Annotated in this window: 28 protein-coding genes and 1 tRNA gene; 21 read left to right on the plus strand and 8 right to left on the minus strand. The window is 68.3% G+C overall.

Annotation, left to right across the window (positions count from 1 at the left end):
- Positions 1 to 4 precede the first annotated feature (4 nt).
- From ccoO to hemN, 9 genes are all read left to right on the plus strand, one after another.
- On the plus strand, positions 5 to 781 hold the full coding sequence (gene ccoO / locus CHB69_RS18040; protein ID WP_089217306.1) for a cytochrome-c oxidase, cbb3-type subunit II: 777 nt from the start codon (positions 5 to 7) through the stop codon (positions 779 to 781).
- A complete protein-coding gene (locus tag CHB69_RS18045) occupies positions 778 to 936 on the plus strand; it encodes a cbb3-type cytochrome oxidase subunit 3 (RefSeq protein ID WP_089217307.1) in 159 nt (52 codons plus the stop codon). The genes ccoO and CHB69_RS18045 overlap by 4 nt, the downstream gene beginning before the upstream one ends.
- On the plus strand, positions 929 to 1,858 hold the full coding sequence (gene ccoP / locus CHB69_RS18050; protein WP_089217308.1) for a cytochrome-c oxidase, cbb3-type subunit III: 930 nt from the start codon (positions 929 to 931) through the stop codon (positions 1,856 to 1,858). The genes CHB69_RS18045 and ccoP overlap by 8 nt, the downstream gene beginning before the upstream one ends.
- The gene (gene ccoG, locus CHB69_RS18055) at positions 1,845 to 3,302 is read left to right on the plus strand and encodes a cytochrome c oxidase accessory protein CcoG (protein ID WP_089217309.1); all 1,458 of its coding nucleotides are present in this window, start codon (positions 1,845 to 1,847) and stop codon (positions 3,300 to 3,302) included. The genes ccoP and ccoG overlap by 14 nt, the downstream gene beginning before the upstream one ends.
- Positions 3,299 to 3,766, plus strand: coding sequence for a FixH family protein (locus CHB69_RS18060; RefSeq protein ID WP_089217310.1), 468 nt, complete (start codon positions 3,299 to 3,301; stop codon positions 3,764 to 3,766). Before ccoG ends, CHB69_RS18060 begins: the two co-directional genes overlap by 4 nt.
- A complete protein-coding gene (locus tag CHB69_RS18065; protein ID WP_089217311.1) occupies positions 3,763 to 5,886 on the plus strand; it encodes a heavy metal translocating P-type ATPase in 2,124 nt (707 codons plus the stop codon). Before CHB69_RS18060 ends, CHB69_RS18065 begins: the two co-directional genes overlap by 4 nt.
- The gene (gene ccoS / locus CHB69_RS18070; protein ID WP_089217312.1) at positions 5,883 to 6,038 is read left to right on the plus strand and encodes a cbb3-type cytochrome oxidase assembly protein CcoS; all 156 of its coding nucleotides are present in this window, start codon (positions 5,883 to 5,885) and stop codon (positions 6,036 to 6,038) included. The genes CHB69_RS18065 and ccoS overlap by 4 nt, the downstream gene beginning before the upstream one ends.
- Complete coding sequence (locus CHB69_RS18075; protein WP_089217313.1) at positions 6,035 to 6,271, plus strand: hypothetical protein; 237 nt, start codon at positions 6,035 to 6,037, stop codon at positions 6,269 to 6,271. The genes ccoS and CHB69_RS18075 overlap by 4 nt, the downstream gene beginning before the upstream one ends.
- Positions 6,272 to 6,332: 61 nt before the next feature.
- Positions 6,333 to 7,637 carry an oxygen-independent coproporphyrinogen III oxidase gene (gene hemN / locus CHB69_RS18080; RefSeq protein ID WP_089217314.1) on the plus strand — a complete coding sequence of 435 codons (1,305 nt, stop codon included), beginning with the start codon at positions 6,333 to 6,335 and terminating at the stop codon, positions 7,635 to 7,637.
- A 27-nt stretch (positions 7,638 to 7,664) separates the two neighbouring features.
- Here the strand turns inward: hemN and CHB69_RS18085 are convergent.
- Together CHB69_RS18085 and CHB69_RS18090 are read right to left on the minus strand one after the other, a co-directional pair.
- Positions 7,665 to 7,740 (minus strand) — tRNA-Thr (locus CHB69_RS18085).
- Positions 7,741 to 7,762: 22 nt separating this feature from the next.
- On the minus strand, positions 7,763 to 8,635 hold the full coding sequence (locus CHB69_RS18090; RefSeq protein ID WP_089217315.1) for a hypothetical protein: 873 nt from the start codon (positions 8,633 to 8,635) through the stop codon (positions 7,763 to 7,765).
- A gap of 63 nt (positions 8,636 to 8,698) precedes the next feature.
- On the opposite strand from CHB69_RS18090, the gene CHB69_RS18095 reads away from it, so the two are divergent.
- From CHB69_RS18095 to CHB69_RS18135, 9 genes are all read left to right on the plus strand, one after another.
- On the plus strand, positions 8,699 to 9,274 hold the full coding sequence (locus tag CHB69_RS18095) for a NifU family protein (protein WP_089217316.1): 576 nt from the start codon (positions 8,699 to 8,701) through the stop codon (positions 9,272 to 9,274).
- Positions 9,275 to 9,313: 39 nt separating this feature from the next.
- Entirely contained in the window at positions 9,314 to 9,907 is a 594-nt protein-coding gene (locus CHB69_RS18100; protein ID WP_089217317.1) for a malonic semialdehyde reductase, read from the plus strand.
- Between the two features lie 18 nt (positions 9,908 to 9,925).
- The gene (gene tsaB, locus CHB69_RS18105; RefSeq protein ID WP_089217318.1) at positions 9,926 to 10,543 is read left to right on the plus strand and encodes a tRNA (adenosine(37)-N6)-threonylcarbamoyltransferase complex dimerization subunit type 1 TsaB; all 618 of its coding nucleotides are present in this window, start codon (positions 9,926 to 9,928) and stop codon (positions 10,541 to 10,543) included.
- On the plus strand, positions 10,540 to 11,001 hold the full coding sequence (locus CHB69_RS18110; protein WP_245836940.1) for a GNAT family N-acetyltransferase: 462 nt from the start codon (positions 10,540 to 10,542) through the stop codon (positions 10,999 to 11,001). Before tsaB ends, CHB69_RS18110 begins: the two co-directional genes overlap by 4 nt.
- 128 nt (positions 11,002 to 11,129) lie before the next feature.
- Entirely contained in the window at positions 11,130 to 11,564 is a 435-nt protein-coding gene (locus CHB69_RS18115) for a Ros/MucR family transcriptional regulator (RefSeq protein WP_089217319.1), read from the plus strand.
- Between the two features lie 122 nt (positions 11,565 to 11,686).
- The gene (locus CHB69_RS18120) at positions 11,687 to 12,112 is read left to right on the plus strand and encodes a Fur family transcriptional regulator (RefSeq protein ID WP_089217320.1); all 426 of its coding nucleotides are present in this window, start codon (positions 11,687 to 11,689) and stop codon (positions 12,110 to 12,112) included.
- Positions 12,081 to 12,878: a lysophospholipid acyltransferase family protein gene (locus CHB69_RS18125; RefSeq protein ID WP_245836942.1), complete on the plus strand. Its 798-nt coding sequence runs from the start codon at positions 12,081 to 12,083 to the stop codon at positions 12,876 to 12,878. Before CHB69_RS18120 ends, CHB69_RS18125 begins: the two co-directional genes overlap by 32 nt.
- Before the next feature lie 7 nt (positions 12,879 to 12,885).
- Positions 12,886 to 14,223, plus strand: coding sequence for a tRNA (N6-isopentenyl adenosine(37)-C2)-methylthiotransferase MiaB (gene miaB / locus CHB69_RS18130; protein WP_089217321.1), 1,338 nt, complete (start codon positions 12,886 to 12,888; stop codon positions 14,221 to 14,223).
- Between the two features lie 151 nt (positions 14,224 to 14,374).
- Positions 14,375 to 15,367: a PhoH family protein gene (locus tag CHB69_RS18135; RefSeq protein WP_245836946.1), complete on the plus strand. Its 993-nt coding sequence runs from the start codon at positions 14,375 to 14,377 to the stop codon at positions 15,365 to 15,367.
- A 151-nt stretch (positions 15,368 to 15,518) separates the two neighbouring features.
- Here CHB69_RS18135 and CHB69_RS18140 read toward each other — a convergent pair whose 3' ends face one another.
- Positions 15,519 to 15,899 (minus strand): DoxX family protein, encoded by a 381-nt coding sequence (locus CHB69_RS18140; protein ID WP_089217323.1) that lies wholly within the window; start codon positions 15,897 to 15,899, stop codon positions 15,519 to 15,521.
- A gap of 136 nt (positions 15,900 to 16,035) precedes the next feature.
- Here CHB69_RS18140 and CHB69_RS18145 point away from each other — a divergent pair, with 136 nt between their 5' ends.
- Positions 16,036 to 16,494, plus strand: coding sequence for a carboxymuconolactone decarboxylase family protein (locus CHB69_RS18145; protein ID WP_089217341.1), 459 nt, complete (start codon positions 16,036 to 16,038; stop codon positions 16,492 to 16,494).
- A complete protein-coding gene (locus CHB69_RS18150) occupies positions 16,494 to 17,363 on the plus strand; it encodes a sigma-70 family RNA polymerase sigma factor (RefSeq protein ID WP_089217324.1) in 870 nt (289 codons plus the stop codon). The genes CHB69_RS18145 and CHB69_RS18150 overlap by 1 nt, the downstream gene beginning before the upstream one ends.
- A 58-nt stretch (positions 17,364 to 17,421) precedes the next feature.
- Here CHB69_RS18150 and CHB69_RS18155 read toward each other — a convergent pair whose 3' ends face one another.
- Positions 17,422 to 18,708 carry a citrate synthase gene (locus CHB69_RS18155; protein WP_089217325.1) on the minus strand — a complete coding sequence of 429 codons (1,287 nt, stop codon included), beginning with the start codon at positions 18,706 to 18,708 and terminating at the stop codon, positions 17,422 to 17,424.
- Between the two features lie 37 nt (positions 18,709 to 18,745).
- A complete protein-coding gene (gene gltX / locus CHB69_RS18160; protein WP_089217326.1) occupies positions 18,746 to 20,200 on the minus strand; it encodes a glutamate--tRNA ligase in 1,455 nt (484 codons plus the stop codon).
- Positions 20,201 to 20,312: 112 nt separating this feature from the next.
- Between gltX and CHB69_RS18165 the strand changes: the two genes are divergently transcribed.
- Positions 20,313 to 22,418 carry a ComEC/Rec2 family competence protein gene (locus CHB69_RS18165; RefSeq protein ID WP_245836944.1) on the plus strand — a complete coding sequence of 702 codons (2,106 nt, stop codon included), beginning with the start codon at positions 20,313 to 20,315 and terminating at the stop codon, positions 22,416 to 22,418.
- Here CHB69_RS18165 and lexA read toward each other — a convergent pair.
- The 3 genes from lexA to moaC form a co-directional block, all read right to left on the minus strand.
- Complete coding sequence (gene lexA / locus CHB69_RS18170; protein ID WP_089217328.1) at positions 22,372 to 23,055, minus strand: transcriptional repressor LexA; 684 nt, start codon at positions 23,053 to 23,055, stop codon at positions 22,372 to 22,374. The two genes, CHB69_RS18165 and lexA, sit on opposite strands and share 47 nt — an antisense overlap.
- 66 nt (positions 23,056 to 23,121) lie before the next feature.
- The gene (locus CHB69_RS18175) at positions 23,122 to 24,312 is read right to left on the minus strand and encodes a molybdopterin molybdotransferase MoeA (RefSeq protein ID WP_089217329.1); all 1,191 of its coding nucleotides are present in this window, start codon (positions 24,310 to 24,312) and stop codon (positions 23,122 to 23,124) included.
- Positions 24,309 to 24,782 carry a cyclic pyranopterin monophosphate synthase MoaC gene (gene moaC / locus CHB69_RS18180; protein ID WP_089217330.1) on the minus strand — a complete coding sequence of 158 codons (474 nt, stop codon included), beginning with the start codon at positions 24,780 to 24,782 and terminating at the stop codon, positions 24,309 to 24,311. Before moaC ends, CHB69_RS18175 begins: the two co-directional genes overlap by 4 nt.
- Positions 24,783 to 25,055 lie beyond the last annotated feature (273 nt).

The following is a 25,055-nucleotide window of genomic DNA, read 5'->3' on the forward strand; positions in this document are numbered from 1 at the left end:
GTCGATGGCCACCCAACCTGCCGAACCGCGCTTCAGCCACAGGAAGCTCGAACGCAATGTCTCGCTGCTCGGCCTGTTCGCGCTCGTGGCGGTCGCGATCGGCGGCATCGTCGAGATCGCGCCGCTGTTCTGGATCGACAACACGATCGAGAAGGTCGACGGAATGCGGCCCTACACCCCGCTCGAGCTGGCGGGGCGCAACATCTATATGCGCGAAGGCTGCTATACCTGCCACAGCCAGATGATCCGTCCGTTCCGCGACGAGGTCGAGCGCTATGGCCACTACAGCCTCGCCGCCGAGAGCATGTACGACCACCCCTTCCAATGGGGGTCGAAGCGCACGGGGCCCGACCTCGCGCGCGTCGGCGGACGCTATTCGGACGAATGGCACCGCGCGCACCTGATCGACCCGCGCAGCGTCGTGCCCGAATCGATCATGCCGCCTTACGCGTTCCTGTCGGAGCGCGAGCTCGAGCCCGGCGACATGGCGAACGATCTGACCGCGCTCTATCGCGTCGGGGTTCCCTATACGCAGGACGACATCGCCAAGGCGAACGACGACATCCGCGCGCAGGCCGATCCCGATGCCGGCGCCGGCGACCTCGCGACGCGCTATCCGAAGGTGCAGGTGCGCGATTTCGACGGTGACCCCTATCGCGTGACCGAAATGGATGCGCTGATCGCCTATCTCCAGATGCTCGGCACCCTCGTCGACGTCGACAAGGCGGCGCCGCAGGAACAGGCGCATGTCGAGCCCGCCCCTGCGGGAGCGGCGCAATGACCTACAACGAGCTTCGCCATTTTGCCGACAGCTGGGGCCTTCTGTGCATGGCGCTGCTGTTCCTCGGCCTGGTCGCCTGGCCGTTCCGCCGCGGCGCGCGCGATCGCAACCGCGAAGCCGCAACGATGATCTTCAAGGACGACGAGCATGGCTGAGCAGCAGCGTATCGACGAAGCGACGGGCACGCGCACCGTCGGTCACGAATGGGACGGCATCGAGGAACTCGACACGCCGATGCCGCGCTGGTGGCTGTGGACCTTCTATCTGACCATCGCGTGGGCGGCGGTTTATGTCGTCCTCTATCCGGCGTGGCCGATGGTGAACAGCGCGACCAGGGGCGTAATCGGCTGGTCGAGCCGCGGCCAGCTCGAACAGGAGCTTGCCGCCGATGCGACGCGCCGCGCGCCCGTGGTGAACGCGATCGCCGCGTCGCCGATCGCCGAACTCCCCGCGCGGCCCGAGCTGATGCAGGCGGCGGTGCAGGGCGGCGGGGCGGCGTTTCGCGTCCATTGCGTCCAGTGTCACGGGTCGGGCGGCGCGGGAGTGCAGACACTCTACCCCAGCCTGACCGACGACGACTGGCTGTGGGGCGGCGATCTCGATCGAATCGACTATACGATCACCCACGGCATCCGGAACCCCGAGCATCCGGCGACGCGCACCAGCCTGATGCCCGCCTTCGGCCGTGACGCCATTCTCGACGCGCGCCAGATCGCCGATGTGGTCAGCCATGTGCGCGTGATCAGCGGGCAGGAAAAGCCGAGCGCCTCCTCGGCGCGCGGGGCGACGCTGTTCGAGGCGAATTGCGCCGTCTGCCACGGCGCGAACGGCGAGGGCGGGCGGCAGGTCGGCGCGCCGAAGCTGACCGATGCGATCTGGCTCTATGGCGGCGACCGCGCGAGCATCGCCGCGACCGTCGCCAACCCGCGCAACGGCGTGATGCCGCGCTGGGGCGAGCGGCTCGATCCCGTCACGATCAAGATGCTCGCCGCCTATGTCTATTCGCTCGGCGGCGGCGAAAGGGCACCGGCGACGGTTGCCGCCGCGCAAGGGCAGGGAGCCGATGGCCAGCCCTGAAGACCTGACCGGCGGCCCCGCTTCGCTCTATGAAGCGCGCAAGGGCGTTTATCCCAAGAAGGTCGACGGCCGCTTTCGCCGCTTCAAATGGCTGGTGATGGCGGTCACGCTCGCGATCTATTACGTCACGCCGTGGCTGCGCTGGGACCGCGGCGCATACGCGCCCGATCAGGCGGTGCTCGTCGATCTCGCGCACCGGCGCTTCTACATGTTCCAGATCGAGATCTGGCCGCACGAATTTTACTATGTGGCGGGCCTGCTGATCATGGCCGGGATCGGGCTGTTCCTCGTCACCAGCGCCGTCGGGCGCGCCTGGTGCGGCTATGCCTGTCCGCAGACGGTGTGGACCGACCTGTTCCAGCATGTCGACCGGCTGATCGACGGCGATCGCAACGCGCAGATCCGCCTCGCGAACGGTCCGTGGACGGCGGAAAAGATCGCGAAGCGCGGGCTCAAATATGCGGTCTATCTGGCGATCGCCTTCTGGACCGGTGGCGCGTGGATTCTCTATTTCGCCGATGCGCCGACGCTGACGCAGGATTTCTGGACCGGGCAGGCGGCGCCCGTCGCCTATGGCACGGTCGCGGCGCTCACCGCGACGACCTTCGTCCTTGGCGGTTTCATGCGCGAACAGGTGTGCATCTATATGTGCCCCTGGCCGCGTATCCAGACCGCGATGATGGACGAAAAATCGCTGCTGGTGACCTATAAGGAATGGCGCGGCGAACCACGCGGCAGCGTCAAGAAGGCGCAGGCCCATCCCGGCGCGTTCGGCGACTGCATCGACTGCAACCAGTGCGTCGCGGTGTGTCCGACCGGCATCGACATTCGCGAAGGGCCGCAGATCGGCTGTATCACTTGTGCCTTGTGCATCGACGCGTGCGACGGGGTGATGGCGCAGGTCGGCCGCCCGCGCGGGCTGATCGACTATTGCACGCTCGACGATGCGGCGACGGAGAAGGCGGGCGGTGCGGCGCGGCCGGTGCGCCAGACGCTGCTGCGCCCGCGCACGATCGTCTACTTCTCGATCTGGTGCGCGATCGGCGCCGCGATGCTGTTTTCGCTCGGCCAGCGCACAAGGCTCGACCTCGCCGTCCAGCACGATCGCAGCCCGCTCTATGTCCAGCTTTCCGACGGGCATATCCGCAACAGCTATACTTTGAAGCTGCGCAACATGGAAACGCGCCCACGCCGGGTCGAAGTCGCGATGACGGGGCTCAGCGACGCGAAGCTGTGGAGCGAGGACGGCGCGCGCGAAAACGCCGGGCAGCGCATCCAAATGACGCTGCCCGCCGACAGCGTCACGCGCGCCCGGCTGTTCGTCGCGGCGCCGGGTGCCGGTCCGGCACGGCAGGACTTCACCCTCATGGCGTGGGGCCTCGACGGCGACCCGCGCGGCGACAGCGAAACCATCCAGTTCGACCGGCCGGAGACAGGACAATGACCGAGCGCGCGCACAAAGCCTTCACCGGCTGGCATATGACGACGATTCTCGTCGCCTTCTTTGCGGTGGTGGTGACGGTGAATTTCGTCATGGCGCGCTTCGCGCTGTCGACCTTCGGCGGTGCGGTGGTCGAGAACAGCTATGTCGCGAGCCAGCACTATAACGAATGGCTCCAGCGCGCCGCGGCGCAGGACGGGCTCGGTTGGAGCCCGACGATCGTGCTCGGCGCCGACCGGCGGGTGCAGCTGACGATCGGCGAGGAGGGGCGCCCGCTCGCGGGGGTGGCGGTGACCGCGACGCTCAGCCATCCGCTTGGCCGCACGCCACCGACGGCGGTGCATTTCGTTCCGGCCGCGGGCGGGGTCCTTATATCGCGCGAGCGCGTTCCGGCGGGGCGCTGGCGGCTCGACCTCTCGGTCCGTCGCGGCGGCGACGAAGCGCGCTACCGGGCCGACCTGCAATGACGGCCGCCGCCGCCACGCCGCTGATCGAGCGCGATTTCGCGGTTCCCGACATCCGCTGCGCGAGTTGCATCGCCAAGCTCGAACAGGGGCTCGTGCGCGACAAGAGGATCGCCGCCGCGCGCGTCAACTTCACCGAAAAGCGTGTCCACCTGACGCACACGCCCGACGCAGCGATGCCCGACCTGATCGGCGCCTTCTCGCTGCTCGGCTTCGAGGCGTATCCGATCGGCGACGCGGCGGGTGAGGTCGACCCAGAGGCGGCGACGAGCCGCGACCTGCTGCGCGCCGTCGCGGTCGCGGGCTTCGCGATGATGAACATCATGCTGCTGTCGGTGGCGGTCTGGTCGGGCGCGGCGGGGGTGACGCGCGACCTGTTCCACTGGCTGTCGGCGGCGATCGCGCTGCCGGCGATCGCCTATGCGGGGCGGCCCTTCTTCCGCTCGGCGGCGCGCGCGCTGCGGCACCGGCATACAAATATGGACGTGCCGATCAGCATCGGCGTGCTGCTCGCAACCGGCCTCAGCCTGTACGAGACCGCGACGCACGGGCGCCACGCCTATTTCGACGGCGCGGTCATGCTGCTCTTCTTCCTCCTCTGCGGGCGCTGGCTCGACAGCGTGATGCGCGACCGCGCGCGCGGCGGCGTCACCGCGCTGCTGCGCAACATGGGAACCGGCGCGATGGTGATCGAGCGCGATGCCGCGCCGCGCTGGGTCGATGCGACGGCGCTCGCCCCGGGCATGGTAATGCTCGTCGCCGCGGGCGAGCGCCTCGCCGCCGACGGGCTCGTCACCGCCGGCGACAGCCAGATCGACCTGTCGCTCCTCACCGGCGAAAGCGCGCCGCAGGCGGTGCATGTCGGCGATCCCGTCCACGCAGGCACGCTCAATATGGAGGCGCCGATCCGTGTGCGCGTCACCGCCGCCGGCGCCGGCACCGCGATCGCCGATATCGCGCGGCTCATGGGCGAGGCGGCGCAGGGCAAGTCGCGTTACGTCCGTATCGCCGACCGCGCCGCGCGGCTCTATGCCCCGGCGGTCCACGGGCTCGCGCTCGCCGCCTTCGCGGGCTGGATGGTGGCGGGAGCGGGCTGGCACCAGAGCATGCTGATCGCGGTCGCGGTGCTGATAGTCACCTGCCCGTGCGCGCTCGGCCTCGCGGTGCCGGCGGCGCAGATCGTCGCGGCGGGGGCGCTGATGCGCCTGGGCGTGCTCGTCAAGGACGGTTCGGCGCTCGAACGGCTTGCCGAGGTCGACCGCGCGATGATCGACAAGACCGGCACGCTGACGCTCGGCCGGCCGGCGGCGGTCAATCTCGATGCGATCGACCCCGTCTACGGCCCGCTGCTGCTCGCGCTCGCGCAGGCGAGCCGCCATCCGCTCAGCGAGGTACTCACGCGGCGCCTCGTCGCGCGCGGGGTCCATGCCGAAACGGTCGAGATCGTCGGCGAAACGCCGGGTTTCGGCGTCGAGGCCCGATGGCATGGCCACAGCGTCACACTCGGCCGTCCGCAGCGTCCGCTGGCGGGTGATGCGCTTGCGAGCGAACTCGCGGTCGATGACGACCCGCTGGCGCTGTTGCGCTTCGCCGACGAACTGCGCCCCGACGCGCGTCAGGCGATCGCGGCGCTGCGGAGCGACGGGATCGAGCCGACCATCCTGTCGGGCGACCGCGGCGAAGCGGTGGCGCCCGTCGCGCGCGAACTCGGCGTGCTCGCGCAGACGGGAATGAGCCCGCAGGACAAGCTCGCCGCAATTGCGCGCCAGACCGCGGCGGGGTACAAGGTGTTGATGATCGGCGATGGGCTCAACGACGGACCGGCTCTCGCGGCCGGACATGCCTCGATGGCACCGGGGTCGGCGAGCGACGCGGGCAAGAATGCCGCCGATTGCATCTTCCTCGGCGACCGGTTGATGCCGGTGGTGCAGACGCTGCGGATGGCGCGGCGCACGCAGGCGATCGTGCGCCAGAATTTCGCGCTCGCCATCGGTTACAATATCGTCGCGGTGCCGCTCGCGCTGTTCGGCCTCGTCACGCCGCTGATCGCCGCGCTCGCCATGTCGGGATCGTCGCTGATCGTCGTCGGCAATGCGATGCGATTGAAACGAGGCTTGGCGTGAACGGCCTGCTGTTCCTGATTCCGATCGCGCTCGGTCTCGGACTGCTCGGCCTCGCGGCCTTCTTCTGGTCGCTGCGCAGCGGCCAGTTCGACGATCTCGACGGCGCCGCGCTGCGCATTTTCGTCGACGAGGAACGGGACGCCGCGCCATGATCGGCCGCGCTTTCGCCTCGCTCGGCGCCGCGACGGGTCTCGCCATCGCGCCGTTCACCGCCGACGCGCAGCTGCTGTTGCTCCCCGCCTGCGGCGGCGGGGCGCATCTGCTCGTCGTTCCGGGCGATCCGGCGGCGCCGGGCGGCAAGGGCGATCAATGCGCCAAGGCGTGCCATGCGGTGACTGACCGGCGGACCAAGGCAAAGGACGGCAAGCGCGGCGGTTGCTGCTGACGCGCTCCGGACCTTGATCCCGGTCAATGCAGCGGCGGGGCGGCACGCCTAGTCCGATGCCATGTGGAGCTATCATCCCGACCTGCTCGCCCGGCCCGTGCCGCGCTATACGAGCTATCCGACCGCCCTCGAATTCGCCGAGGATGTCGGTGCGGACGACTATGCCGCCGCGCTCGACCGCGTCGCGCCCGCGACGCCGGTGTCGCTCTATGTCCATATCCCCTATTGCGAACAGATCTGCTGGTATTGCGGCTGCAACACCGGCGCGGCGGGACGCAGGCAACGGCTCGCCGACTATCTGACCGCGCTTCGCGCCGAGATTCCGGTCGTCGCGAGGCGGCTCGGCGGCCGCGCGCGCGTGCGGCGCATCGCCTTTGGCGGCGGCAGCCCCAACGCGATCGCGCCGGTCGATTTCGTGCGCCTTCTCGACCGCCTCACCACCATCTTCGACGTCGGCGACGCCGATATTTCGATCGAGATCGACCCGCGCGGCTTCACCGCCGAATGGGCGCTCGTGCTCGCCGCGGCAAAGGTGACGCGCGTCAGCATGGGGGTGCAGACCTTTTCGCCTCAGATTCAGGCGGCGATCGGGCGCATCCAGCCGCTCGCCGAGATCGAGGCGGCGGTGGCGGCGCTGCGGCTGCGCGGGATCGAGGCGATCAATTTCGACCTGATGTACGGACTTCCGGGACAGACGCTCGCCGATCTCGACGCGACGCTCGACGAAACGATCCGTCTCGCGCCGAGCCGCGTCGCGCTGTTCGGCTATGCCCATCTGCCCGCGATGATCCCGCGCCAGCGCCGCATCGACGCGCGCTGCCTGCCCGGCCACGAGCAGCGCTTCCGCCAGGCCGCGCACGGCCACGGCCGCCTGACCGCCGCGGGCTATACCGCGGTCGGCTTCGATCATTTCGCACGGCCGGGCGATCCGCTCGCCATCGCCGCGCGCGAGGGCAGGGTGAATCGCAACTTTCAGGGTTTTACCGAAGACGATGCCGCAGTGCTCATCGGCTTCGGCGCCAGCGCGATCAGCGGCTTTCCCGACCTGATCGTCCAGAACGAAAAGCGCTCGGGCCTTTATCGGGACCTCGTCGGTGAAGGGCAATTGGCCGCCGTGCGCGGCGTTCGGGTCGATCCGGCGCAGCAGCGTCGCGGGCGGCACATCCGCGACATCCTGTGCCGCGGCCGATCCCGGTTCGACGATGCCGAGCCCGCGGACATTCGCGCCACCTTTCGCGATTTCGAACGGCGCGGCATCGTCGAATGGGAGGGAGACGAGCTGGTGGTCCGCGAGGCGGGCCTGCCCTATAGCCGGCATGTCGCCGCGCAGTTCGACGCGGTCCGGGGCCCCATCGCGTCGCTTTGAGCGGCGGGCAGGGGCCGTGCGGGAAGCTGGTGCCGGCTGTCGGACTCGAACCGACGACCTACCGCTTACAAGGCGGTTGCTCTACCAACTGAGCTAAGCCGGCGTGGCGCTTGTGGCCCTTTGCGTCAAATGATGCCGAAGGTCCAGCCTTCGGTGTCGGCAATCGCCTGCGTGAGGGGCGCAGGGGTCCATATCGCCGCCTCGCCCGCGATCGCGCGCAGCCACGCCGCGGCCAGCAGCGCATCGCTCGCATGGTCGCTTACCGGCCCCTTCATTCCGACCGGCTGCGATCCGAGCTGCGCCAGCGCGGCGTCGAGCGCGCCGCCGTCGTGAATCTTGCTGCGTCCGTGGGGCACGCCGGCGGCGCGCGCGGCGAGACTGGTGTAGATTTCGACGAGCAGCGGGCCGCGCGCGGGCACCGGATCGAGCGGCCAGAGCGGGATACGGCCGCCGAGCCGATGGAGCAGGCGCATCCCCGACAGGCTTGCCTTGCCGACCTGCGCCGCGCCGACGAGGTTGAAATTGCTGACGCTCGCGGCCTGCCGCGTCGCGCGCTGATGCCACTCGACGCACCGCAATCGCCCGGCGCCGGGTTCGAACAGGTCGCCGACATCGCCCGCCGCGTGACGGAAATGGCGGCGCGCCTCGCGGTGGGCCAGGAAAGCGCCGGATTCGAGGTGCGGATCGCCGCCCGCGAGCCGCTCGACGAGCGCCCAAAGCGCACGGATGTCCGGGGGACTTTCGGACCATAAGGGGAAATAGGCGCCGCGGTCGGCAAAGGCGAAGGCGGCGGAAAAGTCGAAGCCGATCAGCATGTCGGCGCGCGATGCTGCGATCTCCTCGAGCCAGGCGGCGATTTCGGCGCGCGACCAGACATGTCCCGGCCGGACGAGCGCCGGCGCGGCCGCCCCGCTCGCCACCGCAAGCGCGATCCCGCGCTGCCGCTCGCCGCGAGCGCCCGACCAGTCGAGGGCGGCGAAATGGGTGAAGCGGCGCATCGCATCGCCTTAGCGCATGTGCGGTGCCTTGCACAAAGTCGCCTGGCGCCCCACATGCAGCCCATGCTGATCGAAACCGAATCGACGCCCAACCCGGCGACGCTCAAATTCCTGCCCGGCCGGCCGGTGATGGAAGCGGGGACGCGCGACTTTGCGAGCCCCGAAGAGGCCGAGGCTTCGCCGCTTGCGACCGCGCTCTTTTCGCTCGGCGACGTCACCGGCGTTTTCTTCGGCCGCGACTTCGTCTCGGTGACGATCGCGCCGGGTGCCGAATGGGCCGATGTGAAGCCCGACGTGCTCGGCATCGTGATGGATCATTTTCTCGCCGATATGCCGCTCTTTCACCCCGCGCGCGCCGGCTTCGCGGTTCCGGCCGAGGAGGAGGGCGGTTTCGCCGACGATCCCGCCGACGCCGACATCGTCGACCAGATCAAGGAACTGATCGAAACGCGCGTCCGCCCTGCGGTCGCCAACGACGGCGGCGACATCGTCTATCGCGGTTTCGACAAGGGCAATGTCTATCTGAAGATGCAGGGTGCGTGCGCCGGCTGTCCGTCCTCGACGGCGACGCTGAAGAATGGCATCGAGGCGCTGCTCAAACATTATGTTCCCGAGGTGACCGCGGTTCACGCCGTCTGATCGCCGCGGATTTCCATCCCAGCAACAGGAGATTGCCCGATGAGCGAGCCGCTGCCCGATGGCGCCCTCGACCAGCTGTTTCGCACCGCGCGCACCTATAATGGCTATCTCGACAAGCCGGTGAGCGAGGCGCAGCTGTGCGCGATCTGGGACCTGATGAAGTTCGGCCCGACGAGCGCGAACAGCCTGCCGGCGCGGATCGTCTGGTGCGTCTCGGACGAAGCGAAGGCAAAGCTCGCCGCGCTCGCCATGCCCGCGAACGGCGAGAAGATACTGAAAGCCCCGGTCACCGCGATCATCGCGATGGATCATGAGTTTTTCGAGCATCTGCCCGAATTTTTCCCGCACACCGATGCACGCAGCTGGTTCGCGGGCAATGCGCCGCTCGCCGAGGTCACCGCCTTTCGCAATTCGAGCCTGCAGGGTGCCTATTTCATCCTGGCGGCGCGTGCGCTCGGGCTCGACACCGGGCCGATGTCGGGCTTCGACAATGCCGCGGTCGACGCCGCCTTCTTTGCCGACACGCCGAATGTGAAGAGCAATTTCATCTCGACGCTCGGCCATGGCGACCCCGCGAGCATCTTCGAGCGCAGCCCGCGTCCCGATTTCGCGCGCTTCAATCGCATCGACTGAGGCCGCGGGCGGGCACCGATGCGAACCCTGGTCGTCGATTCGGCAAGCGAGGCCTGTTCGGTGGCGCTGTTCGACGACGGGCTGCTCGCCGACCATCGCCACGAAGTCATCGGCCGCGGCCATGCCGAGCGGCTGGTGCCGCTGATCGCCGAGCTGGCGGATGGCGGGCGCGCCGACGGACTCGCGGTCGGCTGCGGCCCGGGCAGCTTTGCCGGGGTGCGCATCGGGGTCGCGGCGGCGCGTGCGCTCGCGCTCGGCTGGGGCGTGCCGGTCCGCGGCTTTTCGACCCTCGCGCTCGTCGCGGCGGGGGCGGCCGATGCGATCCGCGAGGCGGGCGGTGCGCTCGTCGCGATGGAGGGCGGGCACGGGCAATGGTTCGTCCAGCCTTTTGCTGCCGACCTGGCCCCGCGCGGCGCGGTGCGCTCGCTGCTTCCCGACGCGGCGGTTGCGGCGGCCGATCCGCTCGTGATCGGCAACCGCGCCGAGGCCTTTGTCGCGCGTCGCGGCGCGGGACGGGCGCTGCCCCTGCTTCCCGATGCGCGCAGCTTTGCGGCGCTGCCCGATAGCACGCTGTTCGACGATCCCAGCCCGATTTACGGGCGCGCTCCCGACGCCAGACCGATGGCGGCGCGATGAGCGGCGAAATCCGCCTTTCCGACGCGCGCATCGCCGACACCGGCGCGGTGATGCGGGTGATGGAGGCGGCCTTCGATCCCGCCTATGGCGAAGCGTGGAGCACCGCGCAGCTTGCGACCCTGTTCGCGCTGTCTACGGCGCGCGTGTGTCTGGCGTGGGACGGCGAGGTGCCGTGCGGCTTTTCGGCGGCGCGGATCGCGGGGCCGGAGAGCGAACTGCTGCTGCTCGCGGTCGATCCCGCGTGGCGCGGTCGCGGGGTCGGCCGCCGCCTGCTCGACGACTGGATGCGTTGGGCCGCCAATAAGGGCGTAAATGAATATTTTCTCGAAATGCGTGCCGATAACGAGGCAGTTCATCTGTATGAAACCGCAGGTTTCGCGGAGTGCGGACGCCGGCGGCAATATTATCGCGGCCGCGACGGTGTCGTTCGCGATGCGATTACGATGCGGCGCGCGTGAACGCCCGAACCGCGCCAATCCTCCATTGCGAAACTGGTGCCATAATGGCATGAATGTATCACGGGCAAGAAATGACATCACTATTTCCTGTCTGTGTTCTCTGGGTCGCCCAATAAGGAATCTCCGAAATGTCGGAACAATCTGATACCAATGAAATGCTCGTCACTTTGACGGCAGATATCGTCGCCGCGCATGTCAGCAACAACAGCGTCGCGATTTCCGATCTCGCCATGCTGATCAATAATGTCCACAGCGCCTTGTCGGGACTGGGCAATCAGCCGGTTGAGGAAGAAAAGCCGGTGCCGGCGGTCTCGATCCGCGCGTCGGTAAAGCCCGATCACATCGTCTGTCTGGAAGACGGCAAGAAGCTGAAGATGCTCCGCCGCCACCTGATGACGCACTACGGGATGACCCCCGACGATTATCGCGCCAAATGGGGGCTGCCCGCCGACTATCCGATGGTCGCGCCCAACTATGCCGAAAAGCGCCGCGCGCTGGCCAAGGAAATCGGCCTCGGTACCAAGGGTCGCGGTGGCGGACGCAAGCGCAAGAAGGTCGTATAGGACCGGCTTTCAACGATTTGGAACGGGGACGGCGCAGCGGGTGCCGCCCTTGTTCTATGCGCTGAGCGACCTTATACAGGTGTCATAAACGACACGACTGCGCATCAGCAGGAAAGGCCCGCATGTCCGGAACGATCGACCTTGAAGCCCTGTGCCACGAAAAGGGTCTGCGGATCACCGAACAGCGCCGGATCATCGCGCGCGTGATCTCCGATTCCGAGGATCATCCCGACGTCGAGACGCTCTATGAACGCGCCTCGGCGATCGACAGCGGCATTTCGATCGCCACCGTTTACCGCACCGTACGCCTGTTCGAAGAGGCGGGGATTCTCGACCGCCACGATTTCGGCGACGGCCGCTCGCGCTATGAGGCGGCACCCGAGGCGCATCACGACCATCTGATCGACGTCGAGACGGGCAAGGTCGTCGAATTCGTCGATCCCGAACTCGAAGCGCTGCAAAAGGTGATCGCCGAGCGGCTCGGATACCGGCTCGTCGACCACCGCATGGAACTTTATGGTGTCTCCCTCGATCGCAAGCGCGACTGATCGCGCTCCGGTCACCTGGCGTTCGGTCCTGCGCCTCACCGCGATGGTGCTGGCGCTGCTCTTCCTGATCGTTCCGCACCTCTGCTACCGCGCCGCCGGGCGCCCCTCGCCGATGGTGATGGCGTTCCTCAACGCCGCCGGCTGGATCGCGGGCCTGCGCATCCGCACGACGGGCAAAAGGCTGAAGCGCAATGTGCTGTTCGCCGCCAATCATCTGAGCTGGCTCGATATATTGGCGCTCGGCGGCGCGGCGCGGTCGGCCTTCGTGTCGCGCGCCGATATCGAGACAGTGCCGCTCGTCGGCTGGCTCGCCGACCAGAACAACACCGTCTATGTCGAGCGCGAGGCGCGGCGCGACATTCATAATCAGGCGAACAGCCTGCGCGGCGCGCTGAAGCGCGGTCAGCCGGTGACGCTGTTTCCCGAAGGCACGACGGGGCCGGGCGACGGGCTGCTGCCGTTCCGCGCCTCGCTCTTCGCCGCGGTGACGCCGCCGCCGCCCGGGGTGCGCGTCCAGCCGGTGTTCCTCGACTATGGCGAGGATGCGACCGACATTTCCTGGCAGGACCCCGAATCGGGGCTCGACAATTTCAAGCGGCTGATCGCGCGCAAACGTCCGATCTGGCTGACCATCCACTATCTCGATCCGCTGCCCTATGAAGCGACGCACGACCGCAAGGCGATCAGCGAAGCGGCGCGCCGCGCGATCGCCGCAACGCAGGCTGTGGCGGACCGCCCTTCCGCCCGTCACGCGCATCGCCTATAGCGGCGCGATGAAATCCGACTCCCCCAAGACCTATCGCGTCAAATCTTTCGGCTGCCAGATGAACGTCTATGACGGCGAGCGTATGGCCGAGATGCTCGGCGCCGAGGGCTATGTGCCCGCCGCCGACGGCGCCGATGCCGATCTCGTCGTGCTCAACACCTGCCACATCCGCGAAAAGGCGGCCGAGAAAGTCTATTCGGACATCGGCCGGCTGAAGCGCGACGACGGCACCCGCCCGACGATCGCCGTCGCGGGCTGCGTCGCGCAGGCCGAGGGCGCCGAGATTGCGCGCCGCGCGCCGAGCGTCGACGTCGTTGTCGGGCCGCAGGCCTATCACCGCCTGCCCGAGCTGATCGCGCGCGCCGGGCGCGGCGAGAAAGCGGTCGATCTCGACATGCCGGCGGAGAGCAAGTTCGGCGCGCTGCCGAAGCGCGCCGGCGGCCAGCGCCCGACCGCCTTTCTGACCGTGCAGGAAGGCTGCGACAAATTCTGCACCTATTGCGTCGTCCCCTATACGCGGGGCGCCGAAATCAGCCGGCCCTTCGCCGACCTGATCGCCGAAGCGCGCGCGCTCGTCGAAGGCGGGGTGCGCGAAATCACGCTGCTCGGGCAGAATGTCAACGCGTGGGACGGCGAGGACGACAAGGGGCGGGCGATCGGGCTCGACGGGCTGATCCGCGAACTCGCGAAGGAGGATGGGCTCGAACGCATCCGCTATACGACCAGCCACCCCAATGACATGACCGACGGGCTGATCGCCGCACATGGCGAGGTCGCGAAGCTGATGCCCTTCCTCCACCTGCCGGTGCAGGCGGGCAGCGACCGCATCCTTGCGGCGATGAACCGCAGCCACAGCGTCGAATCCTATCTGAAGGTCATCGAGCGCGTCCGCGCCGCGCGCCCCGACATCGCGATCTCGGGCGATTTCATCGTCGGCTTTCCGGGCGAAACCGAGGAGGATTTTCAGGCGACGCTCGATATCGTCCGCGCGACCAACTACGCGATGGCCTACAGCTTCAAATATTCGCGCCGCCCCGGCACCCCCGCCGCGGCGATGGAAGGTCAGGTCAGCGAAGCGGTGATGAACGACCGCCTCCAGCGGCTCCAGGCGCTGCTCAACGAACAGCAGCAAGCGTTCAACGAGGCGACCGTCGGCCGCACGACGCGCCTGCTGCTCGAACGCACAGGCAAGCACGACGGCCAGCTGATCGGCAAGTCGCCGTGGCTCCAGTCGGTCCACGTCACTGCGCCGGGATTCGCCATCGGCGATATGGTCGATGTGCGCATCATCTCGGCGGGTCCGAACAGCCTCGGCGCCGAGCCGGTGCTGGAGACGGTCGCCTGATGCCGGTTCGGGGTTCGTGTGTCCCCGCGAAGGCGGGGACCCATCTCCGTCCGCCGAATTTCGAGAGCATCAGTGATGGACTCCCGCCTTCGCGGGAGTACACAGAATATATTGCCAGCTGAGGAGCCCTGCCCACGTGTCCAAACGCCCGATGACCGCCGCTGCCCCCGCCGAACCCGGCGACCGCGTTCGACTGACGGCCGAATTTGAAAGGACACAGCTTCTCGGCATCCTCTTCGGCGAATTCGACCGCAATCTTGTCGCGATCGAAAACCGCCTCGGCGTCTATATCTCGGCGCGCGGCAACCGCGTGCAGATCGAGGGCGAGGCCGAGGCGGCGGCGCGCGCCCGCGATGTGCTCACCGACCTTTATGCCCGCATCGAGCGCGGCGAAGAGGTCGACGCGGGGCTCGTCGATGCGGTGATCGCGATGTCGGCGCAGCCGACGCTCGACGGCATCATCCGCCACGAGGCGACCGAGGCGCCGCCGGTGATGATCCGCACGCGCAAGAAGACGATCGTCCCCCGCGCGCCGTCACAGATCCCCTATATGCAGGCGATCGCGCGCGACGATGTGATCTTCGCGCTCGGCCCCGCGGGCACCGGCAAGACCTATCTCGCGGTCGCGCAGGCAGTCGCGCAGCTGATCACCGGCAGCGTCCAGCGCCTGATCCTGTCGCGCCCCGCGGTCGAGGCGGGGGAGAAGCTGGGCTTCCTTCCCGGCGACATGAAGGAAAAGGTCGATCCCTATCTGCGTCCGCTTTACGACGCGCTGCACGACTGCCTGCCCGCCGAGCAGGTCGAGCGCCGCATCGCGAGCGGCGAGATCGAGATTGCGCCTTTGGCCTTCATGCGCGGCCGCACGCTCGCCGATGCCTTCATCATCCTCGACGAAGCGCAGAATACGACGATTCCGCAGATGAAGATGTTTCTGACCCGCTTCGGCATGAACAGCCGCATGGTCATCTGCGGCGACCCCAAGCAGGTCGATCTGCCCGCGCCCGCAACCTCGGGTCTTGCCGACGCGGTCGCGCGGCTCGAGGGGGTGGAGGGGATCAGCGTCAGCCGCTTCACCAGCGCCGACGTCGTTCGCCATCCGGTCGTCGGGCGGATCGTCGAAGCCTATGAGGGGCCGGGGGCGTAGAGGCGGCGGCATTTATGGGAATGTCGGCTTTGGGGTGGGAAGCGGCCGTCCCTCTCTCTTTGTCACTCCCGCTTTCGCGGGAATGACAAGGTTATGAAATGCCGATCGTCGTCCATCGGTCGCTACCGGCCTTTCTAAACTTGCCGGCCTTCTATGGCTTGCGCGCGCCGTCGACGCTCCAGATTCCCGCGCCGCGCGTCGCGATGAACAGGAAGAGGAAGCAGTAGAGGACGATCGTCTCGCCGCCGTTGACGATCGGATAGGGGCTCTGGCTGCCGTGGACGACCCAATAGCCGACCGCCGCCATGCCGCTCGCGATAAAGGCAGCGGGGCGCGTGAACAGGCCGAGGACGATAAGCGCGCCCGCGACCAGCTCGATCGTGCCCGCCGCATAGAGCATCGGATTGAGCGGCATCGGAAAATCGGTCGGAAAGTTCAGGAATTTCTGCACGCCATGCGCGAGGAACAACAGGCCCGAAACGATACGCAGCAACGCATAGGCCTGTTCGGTGAAACCATCGAGAAACTTCATGGCACGCCCCTTCCTTTACTGTCGGTGGCGCAAACTACCCGATTTCTCCCTCGGCGCGAATTTTTTTCGCGGCTCATGTCACAGCGGCGCATCCCGCCTCGTCATATCGGTGCAACCCAAACCAAGGAGCATGGACATGACCCAGGTAACCGACCCCTTCGCCGCCGCGCCGCAGCTGATGAAGCAGTGGATGGCGACTTCGCTCGCGGTGCAGGACAGCCTCGAGAAGAGCCTGATCGAACTCGTCAAGATTCGCGCGTCGATCGTCAACGGCTGCGCCAATTGCATCAATATGCACACCGCCGAAGCACGCGCCGCCGGTGAGAGCGAACAGCGCATCTACCTGCTCGCCGCGTGGCACGAGGCGCCCTGCTACACGCCGCGCGAACGTGCCGCGCTCGCCTGGACCGACGCCTTGACGGGGCTGTCGCAGGGGCACACACACAAGGCTGCCAAGGAGGCGATCGAGGCTGAATTCACGCCGGAGGAGCAGATGAAACTGACGCTGATGATCAACATCATCAACGGCTGGAACCGCATCGCGGTCGGCTTCGGCCTCTGGTACGAAGGCGGCGCCCCGGCCAAGGCTGCCTGATGGAGGAGGCGCGAGGCACCCGTGACGCGGCGGACGCGGCGGTGCGTTTCGACCCGCTGCGTCCGCTGCTCGTCCGCGTCGCCTATCGTATGCTGGGGTCGGTCGCCGATGCCGAAGATGTCGTGCAGGACGCCTTCATCCGCTGGCTCGGCGCCGATCGCGACGCGGTCGCGGTGCCCGAGGCGTGGCTGCGCCGCACCGTGACGCGGCTCTGCCTCGACCAGCTGAAATCGGCGCGGGCGCGGCGCGAGACCTATGTCGGCCCGTGGCTTCCCGAACCGCTCGTCGAGGACGAGCCCGCGGATGACGTGACGCTGCCGCTGATGCTCGCGCTCGAACGGCTCTCCCCCTTGGAGCGCGCGGCTTTCCTGCTCCACGACGTTTTCGGCGTCGGTTTCGACGAGGTCGCGGCGACGATCGGCCGCGACGCCGCCGCAGCGCGCCAGCTCGCCGCGCGCGCCCGCACCCACGTCCGCGAGGCGCGCCCGCGCTACAAGCTCGAAAAGGCGCGCGGACTCGAAATCGCCGAGGCCTTCTTCGCCGCCTCGCGCAGCGGCGACATGGCGGCACTCGGCGCGCTCCTTGCCGCCGACGTCGGCATGTGGTCCGACGGCGGCGGCAAGCGCCCCGCGGCGGTCGTTCCGGTGCTCGGCTTCGACACGGTGATGAAGGTCCACCGCAGCCTTGCGGTGCTGTTCGGCAAATATGGCTCGACCTTGCTCCACACCGGCATGATCAACGGCCTGCCGGGCTTCGTTACGCGCGAGTCCGATGGCGAGGTGCAGACGACCGCGCTCGAGATCGAGGACGGTCGCATCGTTGGCATCTATGTCGTGCGCAATCCCGACAAGCTCGTCCATTTGCATTGAACAAAAAAAAGGGGCCGCGTGCGACCCCTTCCTTCGACCATGGTTATGGTGCTGCGGTTCAGCGCTTGTCGACCGGCACATAGGGGCGCTGCGCCGGGCCGGTGTAAAGCTGGCGCGGGCGGCCGATTTTCTGCGCGGGGTCGGAAATCATCTCGTTCCACTGCGCGACCCAGCCAACGGTGCGGGCGAGAGCGAAAAGCGCGGTGAACATCGTCGTCGGGAAACCGATCGCCGACAGGATCACGCCCGAATAGAAATCGACGTTCGGGAACAGCTTCTTTTCGGCGAAATAATCGTCGCTGAGCGCCATTTCCTCGAGCTGGAGCGCGACGTCGAATACCGGGTCGCTGACCTTCAGCGCCGCGAACACCTCGCGCACCGTCTTTTGCATCACGGTCGCGCGCGGGTCGTAATTCTTGTAGACGCGGTGGCCGAAACCCATCAGGCGGAACGGGTCGTCCTTGTCCTTCGCGCGCGCGATATATTCGGGGATGCGCTCGGGACGGCCGATCTCGCGCAGCATGTTGAGCGCCGCTTCGTTCGCGCCGCCGTGCGCCGGACCCCACAGACAGGCGATGCCCGCCGCGATGCACGCGAAGGGGTTCGCGCCCGACGAGCCGGCAAGGCGCACGGTCGAGGTCGAGGCGTTCTGCTCATGGTCGGCGTGGAGAATGAAGATGCGGTCGAGCGCGCGTTCGACCGCGGGGACGATTTCATATTCCTCGGCCGGCACGCCAAAGGTCATGCGCAGGAAATTGCCCGTGTAGCTCAGCTCGTTGTTCGGATAGATGAAGGGCTGGCCGATCGAATATTTATACGCCATCGCCGCGATCGTCGGCATTTTCGCGATCAGCCGGTGGCTCGCGATCATCCGCTGGTGCGGGTCCTGAATGTCGGTCGAGTCGTGATAGAAGGCCGACAGCGCGCCGACGACGCCGCACATGATCGCCATCGGGTGCGCGTCGCGGCGGAATCCGCGATAGAAAGTCGCGAGCTGTTCGTGCAGCATCGTGTGACGGGTGATCGTATTGTCGAAGGTCTTGAGCTCGTCGGCGCTCGGCAGTTCGCCGTTGAGCAGCAGATAGGCGACTTCCATGAAGCTCGAATGTTCGGCAAGCTCGCCGATCGCATAGCCGCGGTGGAGCAGCACGCCTTCGTCGCCGTCGATATAGGTCAGTTTCGACTCGCAACTCGCGGTCGAGGTGAAGCCGGGATCGTAAGTGAAGGCCCCGGTCTGACCATAGAATTTGCGGATGTCGACGACGTCGGGCCCTACGGTTCCCGACAGAATCGGGCTCTCGACGCTCTTGTCCCCCAGGGTGATGGTGGCGGTCTTGTCGGTCATGGTTTGTTCCCTGTGCTAGAGGCCGAAGGCGATGTGGCTACGCCCCTGCCGGATAATTGTGCGCTGCGTCAAGTCGCGCCAGGCTCGCGTCGCGGCCGAGAAGCAGGAGCACGTCGAAAATCCCCGGCGAAACCGCGCGACCGGTGAGCGCGGCGCGCAGCGGCTGCGCGAGCTTGCCGAGGCCGAGTTCAGCCGATTCGGCGGTTTCGCGCACCGCGGCCTCGATTGCCTCGGCCGACCAGTCGTCCAGCGCGCGCAGCCTGTCGGCCGCAGCGGCCAGCAGCCCCTCGGGCGCATCGGCGAGCAGTTTCGCCGCCTTCTCGTCCATCGCCAGCGGGAGCGGCGCGAAGAGGAAGGTCGCACCCTCGGCGATTTCGATCAGCGTCCTGGCGCGCGGCTTCAGCGATTCCATCGCCTGCGCCAGCAGCGCGTGCTCGTCGCCAGTAAGCGCACGGCCGATGAGCGTTTCGACGCGCGGTGCGGCGAGCGCGGCGAGCCGGTCGTTGTCGGCCTCGCGCAGATAATGGCCGTTCAGATTCTCGAGCTTCTTGAAGTCGAAACGCGACGGTGAGCGGCCGACGTGCGCGAGGTCGAACCATTGGACGGCCTGCTCGCGGCTGATGATCTCGGCATCGCCATGCCCCCAGCCAAGGCGCAGGAGATAATTGTTCACCGCCTCGGGCAGATAGCCCATTTCGTCGCGATAGGCATCGACGCCGAGCGCGCCGTGACGCTTCGACAGCTTCGCCCCGTCGGCGCCGTGGATCAGCGGGACATGCGCATAGACGGGTTCGCGCCACCCCATCGCGCGGAGCAGTGCGAGCTGGCGAAAGGCATTGTTCAGATGGTCGTCGCCGCGGATCACATGCGTCACGCCCATGTCGTTGTCGTCGACGACGACACTCAGCATATAGGTCGGCGTGCCGTCCGAGCGCAGCAGGATGAAATCGTCGAGCTCGGCGTTCTGAACCGTGACTTCGCCCTGCACCCGGTCGTCGATCGTCGTCGCGCCGTCCTGCGGCGCGCGCAGGCGGATGACGTGGGGGAGCGCGGGGTCGCCGTCGTCGCGGTCGCGCCACGGGCTGCGGACGCGGAAGGGCATGCGCTTTTCCTGCGCCTCGGCGCGCATCGCGGCGAGCTCGTCCTGCGTCAGATAGCAGCGATAGGCCTCGCCCTTTGCAAGCAGTTCCTGCGCGACCTCGGCGTGGCGGTCGGCGCGCGCGAACTGATAGACGGCATCACCGTCCCAATCGAGTTCGAGCCAGCGCATCCCGTCGAGGATCGCCTCGATCGCCGCCTCGGTCGAGCGCGCGCGGTCTGTGTCCTCGATGCGCAGCAGGAATTTGCCGCCGTGATGGCGGGCGAACAGCCAGTTGAACAGCGCGGTGCGCGCGCCGCCGATATGAAGGAAACCGGTCGGCGAAGGCGCAAAGCGCGTTACGACATCGGCGCCGGTCGCTTCGACCGGATCGGTGGGGTTTTGGGTTGCCACTGGCGACTCTTTCAATCAGGTTGCCCGCGCCGCGAGAGCCGGCGCCGCAGGGATCGGGGGTGCCCCTAGCATGGCAACATGGCCGCTTCAAACGCCCATTGCCGGGGCGCCGATGCGGGCGCCGCGGCGGATCGCCGATTGGGTCGAGGCGCGGCTCGACGCCGACCGCGAACGGATCGCGCTGTGGCTGCCCGTCGCGCTCGGTGCGGGGATTGCGAGCTGGTTCGCCTTGCCGCGCGAGATCGACTGGATCGGGCTGCTCTTGCTGCTCGGCGGCGGCACGCTCACCGGATGGCTGATCGGCTGGCAGCGGCGCTTCGGGCGCGTCGTCGTGATCGGTTGCGCGGCGATGGCGGCGGGATTGCTGTTGATCTGGGCGCGCGCGGCGTGGGTCGCGGCGCCAGTGCTCGCCTGGCCGGTGACGACGCAATTTTCGGCGGTCGTCGAAAGCGTCGAACCGCTGCCCGCGCGCGGGCAGGTGCGGCTGGTGCTGCGCCCCGCGGGCCGCCGCGACCTGCCGCCGCGACTGCGCGTGACCTTGCGCGGCGAACAGGGCCGGGGGATCGTCCCCGGAGAGGCGATCGGGCTGCGCGCACGGCTGATGCCGCCGCCGACCGCAGGCCTGCCCGGCGGCTATGATTTCGCGCAGCGCGCCTGGTTCGACCGGATCGGCGCGGTCGGCACGGCGCTTGGCGAGATCGCCCGCGCGCCGGGCGCCGGGGAAGGGCGGCCGCCGCTGCGCGCACGGCTGAGCGCGCACATCCACGAAGCGGTGCCGGGATCGCCCGGCGGGGTCGCCGCAGCGCTCGTCACCGGCGATCGCGGCGCGATCAGCGACGACGATGCCGAGGCGATGCGGCGCAGCGGGCTTGCGCACCTGCTGTCGATCAGCGGGCTGCACGTCACCGCGGTGGTCGGTTTCGCGATGCTGCTCGCGATGCGTCTGCTTGGCCTCAATCGGCGGCTCGCGCTCGCGGGCCATGTGCTGCCGCTCGCGGCGGCGGCGGGCGCGCTGGCCGGCGCGGGCTATACCTGGCTTGCCGGGGCGGAGGTGCCGACCTTGCGCTCGCTGATCGCCGCGCTGCTCGTGCTCGCGGCGTTCCTGCTCGGGCGCGAGGCGATCACCTTGCGCCTCGTCGCGGCGGGGGCGCTGCTCGTGCTGGTCTGGCGGCCCGAGGCGCTCGTCGGGCCGAGCTTCCAGCTGAGCTTCGCTGCGGTCACCGCGATCATCGCGCTGCACGAGAGCCGCTGGATGCGCGATTTCGTGGGCCGGCGCGACGAGCCGTGGGTCGTGCGCTTCGGCCGCGGCATCGCGGGGTTGGTCATAACCGGGCTCGTCGTCGAGGTCGCGCTCGCGCCGATCGCGCTTTTCCATTTCCACAAGGCGGGGCTCTATGGTGCGCTCGCCAACGTCGTCGCGATTCCGCTCACGACTTTCGTCATCATGCCGGCGGAGGCACTGGCGCTGCTGTTCGACGCGGCGGGGATCGGTGCGCCCTTCTGGTGGGTCGCCGGACAGGCGCTCGCCGCGCTGATCGCGCTCGCGCATCACGTCGCGGCGGCGCCGGGCGCGGTCGCGGCGCTGCCGATCTTTCCCGCCTGGGGTTTCGCGCTCGCCGTGCTCGGCGGACTGTGGCTGCTGCTGTGGCAGCGGCGCTGGCGCTTCGCGGGGTTCCTCCCTCTGCTCGTCGGCAGCGCTGCGCTGCTCGCGCAGCCGCGTCCCGATCTGCTGGTCAGCGGCGACGGGCGGCACATCGCCGCAGCGGTGCCGGGCGGCGGCTATGCGCTGCTGCGCAGCCGCGCGGGCGACTATGTGCGCGACGCGATGGCCGAGGCGGCGGGGGTCGACGAACCGCTCGGCGCGCTCACCGATCTGGACCATGTGGTGTGCAACCGCGACTTCTGCCGCTGGCGCCAGCGCGGGCGCACGATCCTCGCGCAGCGCGGCTACGACCGCATCGACGGCGCGGCGATGGCGCCCGCCTGCGCTGCGGCCGATGTCGTGATCAGCCACCGCTGGCTGCCGCGCGAATGCCGCGCACGCTGGCTGACGGTCGACCGCGACAGCCTGGCCGAAAGCGGCGGGCTCGCGCTCTATCTCGGAAGCGCGCCGCAGGTTGCCACCGCGCTACGCCGCGGCGACGAACATCCGTGGCGGCGCCCGCTTGCGGTCAGTGGTAACGACGAAGCAGTCCCGACAAACGCCCTTGCACCATGACGCGCTCGGCCTCGTAGCGCTGCGGCTCGTAGGAACTGTTCGCCGGGTCGAGCCGGATCATCCGGCCCTCGCGGCGGAAATATTTGAGCGTCGCGTCCTGCCCGTCGACCAGCGCGACGACGATGTCGCCCTCGCGCGCCGTGTCGGCCTTCTGGATCAGCGCATAATCGCCGTCGAGGATGCCCGCCTCGATCATCGAATCGCCCGAGACCTCGAGCGCATAATGATCGCCCGCACCGAGCAGCGCGGCGGGGATTGCGAGCTGGTTGTGATCCTCGAACGCCTCGATCGGCACGCCCGCGGCGATGCGGCCGTGGAGCGGCACTTCGACGATGTCGTTCGCGGCGATCGGCTTGAGCGCCGGCGGCGCCTTGCGCAGCGGGGTCACATTGTCGCGATGGTCGTGCATCGCGCTCTTCGCGCCCTCGGGGAGCCGGATCACCTCGAGCGCGCGCGCGCGATTGGGCAGGCGGCGAAGAAAACCCCTTTCTTCCAAGGCACTTATCAGACGGTGGATGCCCGATTTCGACTTGAGGCCCAGCGCCTCCTTCATCTCCTCGAACGAGGGCGAGATGCCGCTTTCGTCGAGTTTCTGCTGGATGAAGTGGAGCAGTTCATGCTGCTTCGCGGTCAACATCGCTTAGGTCTCCATGCTGCCATATCCGGACATATGGAGAACGATAGAGGAACAGAGCGGAACTTGTCAAGCGATGGCGATATAGTCCGCCGGCTCGCCCGCCGCACGCGCCGGGGCGCCGATCTCGCGGATCGCCAGCGCGTCGGCGCCGCCGAGCGGGAAGGTGCGGCCGCTGTCCTGCCCGTCGAACAGATGCAGTGCGCCGCGATCGAGCCGTGCGCGCAGATAGTCGCGCCGCGTCTTGCCCGGCCCGAGCGGCTTTGCGAGCGGTGCCGAGAGGACCGGCGGCAGCGGCGACGCCGCGCCCGCGAGGTGGCGGACGAGCGGCAGGAGAAACAGCGTCGCGGTCACGAAGGCCGAGGCGGGATTGCCGGGAAGGCCGAGCAGCAGCGCGTCGCCGAGCGTCCCCGCGATCAGCGGCTTGCCGGGTTTCATCGCGACCTTCCAGAAATCGACGCGGCCCCCCGCGTCGCCGAGCGCGCCCTGCACATGGTCATGGTCGCCGACCGACGCACCGCCGACGGTGACGATCACGTCGTGATGCCGCGCGAGATCCTGAAGCGCCGCGGCGATCCGCGCGCGCGCATCGCCGACGTGGAGCGGCAGGCCGGTGCGCGCGGGTTCGCCCGCGAGCATCGCGGCGAGCATCACGCCGTTGCTGTCGGGGATCTGGCCGGGCGCGAGCGGGCGGCCCGGTTGCACAAGCTCGTCGCCGGTGGTCAGGATCGCGACGCGCGGGCGGCCGCCGACGCGCAGCTGGCTCGCCCCGCTCATCACCGCGGCGGCGATCGCGCCGGGGGTGAGGCGGGTGCCGGCGGCGAGCAGCCGCTCGCCCGCGGCGAAATCGCTCGCGCGGGCACGGACGTGCTGGCGCTCGCGGATGGCGTCGGAGGTCGTGAGTGCCAGCCGCCCGCCCTCGGCCGCGACATCCTCCTGGATGACGACGGTATCGGCGCCTTCGGGAAGCATCGCGCCGGTGAAGATGCGCATCGCTTCGCCCGCCGCCAGCGCATGGGCGGGCGGGCCGCCCGCGGCGCTTTCGCCGGCGATCGTCCACGGCCCGGGCAGATCGGCGCAGCGGACCGCATAGCCGTCCATCGCCGACAACGGCGCGGCGGGCTGATCGCGCAGCGCGACGACATCCTCCGCCAGATAGCGCCCGAGCGCGTCGCAAAAAGCGACATTCTCGCCCGCAAGCGGAGGCCGAAGCGCGAGCAGTCGCGCCTGCGCCTCTTCGACGGGGAGGAGCGCGCTCATTCGGCGCGCCAGTCGCCCGAGCGGCCGCCGCTCTTTTCGAGCAGGCGGATATCGCCGATCAGCATCGCGCGGTCGAGCGCCTTCGCCATGTCGTAGAGGGTGAGGAGCGCGACGGACGCCGCGGTGAGCGCTTCCATCTCGACCCCCGTCGGGCCGGTCGTCGCCGCGGCCGCGCGCACCGAAATGCCGTCCTCCTCCCACGCGAAATCGACCGCCACGCTGGTCAGCGCGATCGGGTGGCAGAGCGGGATCAGCTCGGCGGTGCGCTTGGCGGCCATGATCCCGGCGATGCGCGCGGTCGAGAGTATGTCGCCCTTGGGCGCGTTGCCGCTGCGGATCGCGGCGAGTGCGTCGGCGGACATCGCGATACGCCCCCCGGCGACGGCGCGCCGTTCGGTCGCGGGCTTGGCGCCGACGTCGACCATATGCGCCGCGCCGCTGTCGTCGAGGTGAGTCGGTTTGCTCGTCATCGCCGCGGACCGAAGCAATGCGCGGCGCGAAAGGCAAGGGGGGAGGAGGCAAGCCTCATGCTTCATTCCATGTCGGTCGTGCGGCCGATTGCGCTCGACGGCTGGAAATGACCGGTTGCTGCCCTGTTGATCATCGTCACCCCGGACTTGATCCGGGGTCCATGACTTCGGCGCTGCTGTGGACCCCCCTGAGTTCACAAACGAAGTGCAACACCTCAAGCAGGTGGTGCCATGTCGAGATACCGTCATTTATCGCTTGAGGAGCGCTGTTCG

The sequence above is a fragment of the Sphingopyxis indica genome, from assembly GCF_900188185.1.
Classification (GTDB): Bacteria; Pseudomonadota; Alphaproteobacteria; order Sphingomonadales; family Sphingomonadaceae; genus Sphingopyxis; species Sphingopyxis indica.